This window comes from Rhodococcus sp. P4_B6 (assembly GCF_056402215.1).
Window position 1 is genome coordinate 1 of the sequence record NZ_JBFUHV010000392.1, and the last position, 2,399, is coordinate 2,399.

General features: G+C 69.5%; 3 protein-coding genes. All 3 read left to right on the plus strand.

Features of this window, described 5'->3' with window-relative positions; all coding sequences use genetic code 11:
* Positions 1 to 10: 10 nt before the first annotated feature.
* The 3 genes from AC1DWT_RS50855 to AC1DWT_RS50865 all read left to right on the plus strand — a co-directional run bounded on the left by AC1DWT_RS50855 (position 11) and on the right by AC1DWT_RS50865 (position 1,566).
* Positions 11 to 415: a DUF5319 family protein gene (locus AC1DWT_RS50855; RefSeq protein WP_477926224.1), complete on the plus strand. Its 405-nt coding sequence runs from the start codon at positions 11 to 13 to the stop codon at positions 413 to 415.
* 81 nt (positions 416 to 496) lie between these two features.
* The gene (locus AC1DWT_RS50860; RefSeq protein WP_206015598.1) at positions 497 to 706 is read left to right on the plus strand and encodes a hypothetical protein; all 210 of its coding nucleotides are present in this window, start codon (positions 497 to 499) and stop codon (positions 704 to 706) included.
* A gap of 98 nt (positions 707 to 804) precedes the next feature.
* Positions 805 to 1,566: a hypothetical protein gene (locus tag AC1DWT_RS50865; RefSeq protein WP_477926223.1), complete on the plus strand. Its 762-nt coding sequence runs from the start codon at positions 805 to 807 to the stop codon at positions 1,564 to 1,566.
* Positions 1,567 to 2,399 lie beyond the last annotated feature (833 nt).

Here is a 2,399-nt window from a genome sequence, read left to right on the forward strand (position 1 = left end):
CTGTGGTGCCGTGCACGATCRACTGCCTCCCGGCCTCCCGCTGGACCCGTTCGCCGGYGACCCCGCCGACCCGGCAGCAGCCCTCGACGCCATTGAGCCGGGCCAGCCACTCGATYCCCAGGRGCGGCTCGCGGCGGAGGAAGATCTGGCCGACCTCGCCGTATACGAGGCGCTGCTGGCACATCGGGGGATCCGCGGTCTCGTCGAATACTGCGAGGACTGCCAGCACGATCACTACCAGGATTGGGACATGCTCCGCGCCGACCTCCTCCAGCTTCTGGCCGGCGGCCCCGTCCGCCCGCACGAGCCGGCCTATGCCCCGACCCCCGAGGCGTACGCCACCTGGGACTACTGCGGCGGGTACGCGGATGCCCAGGTGAACGACGCCGCGCACGGCGCCAGCTTCGATGCCTGAGGGCCCAGCCGCCACAACGGCCGGACATGTCGCATCCGCGGCGGAAATCCCGCAGCGCACACGAGCCCGACCAGATGGCCGGTGCACCGAGCTCCGCACGACCGGCGCGGCGGAATCGGCACTTCCCTCCGCCCGATCCCGCGCCTCCCGCACTTCCGTCGCATCGAGCGTCCCATTCTCCGGGTGGGCGCCCTGGACGCGATCTCCCGCGATGCCGTCCCGCTCGCACCGGCCGGTCCGGCGCTCACCGTCGGCGAGCGCAACACGGGCCGTGGGGGTCTCACGGGCTGAGCGACGACGATTGGCCACGGGACGGTCTGGCACCGGCGCCCGTCCCGAATGCGGGCGGGGCTGTCCCGGGCGAGTCGGCCAGGGACGAGACTGAGAAGATGCTGATCCTCTCGGGAGCCAACGCCCCACCCACCGCCACACTCGGTAGGCCGGGCAGCGTCGTGCACCTGTGTGTACGCGTGCCCGTCTCGGACCGCTCCTCGACAGCCGGGGCGGTCCGCACACTCCTGGTGGCCGACCTGACCCGACGGGTGCTCGAGGATGTGCACCGCTCACAGGTCGCACTCACCCTGCTCGCCCCCGGCCCCGGTTCACCCGTGGCGCCAGGCGATTTCGACGCGTGGATGATCCGCCCACCGGCGGGCGTCTTCGAGTCAGTCGACRCCGCCGCAGCCGGAGTCGGTGCCCCGGTCGGGCTCATGGTGACCGTCGCCGAGGACGACACTGCCGAGTCGGCGCTGACTGTCGGTGCCGCGACCGGGCCCGAGCCGCTCGACGATCTGATCCACGCCGGTCATGACCCGTTAACGCTGCGTTGTGTGCTGCTCTCGACGCCGTACCGGCAGCAAGCGCCGCTGACCATGGAACGGATCGCCGACGGCGCGCGACTGTTGCATCGATGGCGGCAGCGCGTCGTCGACTGGAGCACGCACATCTCCGTCCCGATGCCCGCAGACATCCTCGAGGCCGCGTATCGTGCCTTCGACCGAAACCTCGACGTGCCGGCGGTCCTCGACCTGATGCGACACGTCGAGTCCGACGCCGCGATCGCCCCGGGCGCCAAATTCGAGATTTTTGTCCACCTCGACCGGGTGCTCGCCTTCGATCTGCCCCGCCACCTCGGCGGCCCACACTCGTGAGATTCACCGTCCCGAGCCGCCGTGCGCCGGCGGGCAACACGGTCCCGTGTCCCGCTCTGCGGAGYTGGCACCCGTAGACGGGCACACCTGCATGCGGGTGAGTTTCGTCAAGTGGTCTGGCCCCGTTGATCGGCATGAAATTCGGCCCCACTGGTGGGGTCAGGCGCGTTTTCGGTGGTGGGTCTTACTGGTGCGCAGTTGATAGGATTCGGTGCCGGTTTCGAGGATGTGCGCGTTGACGGTGATGCGATCGACGATCGAGGCATCCGAGTAACCAGGCGGTGCCGGTTTCGAGGATGTGCGCGTTGACGGTGATGCGATCGACGATCGAGGCATCCGAGTAACCAGGCGGTGCCGGTGCGCGATCACCCGAAACCTGAACACCGACCGCACGTCGGAGACGTCGATCAGAAGGCCGCACGGCGGACGAATGACCCGCCGTCCGATCACCACTCGCTCTGCACGCGCCCGTTCCCGCCGCGGAAGGTGTACGGCCCGTTCGACCTCCACCGGGTCGGGCGAGCTGCCGGTGCGTGCCCTTGTCCCACGCGGTGCGGCGGAGAAAAATTGGGTACGCAGTGGCTGCGGCCGCGGGCCGTCGACGCCCGCCGGCGGTGGACCGCGACGGGTCGGCCACCGTTGCACTCACCGAGGGGACCTATTGTCCCCGCGGGAGGAGGTTACTGATGTTCATCCAAGTCATCCAGGGAAAGGTTGCCGATCAGCCGCGGCTGCGCGAATGCATGGATCGGTGGAACGAGGAACTGCAACCGGGGGCCACCGGCTACCTCGGCTCCACCTCCGGCACCCGCGATGACGGCACGTACATCGCC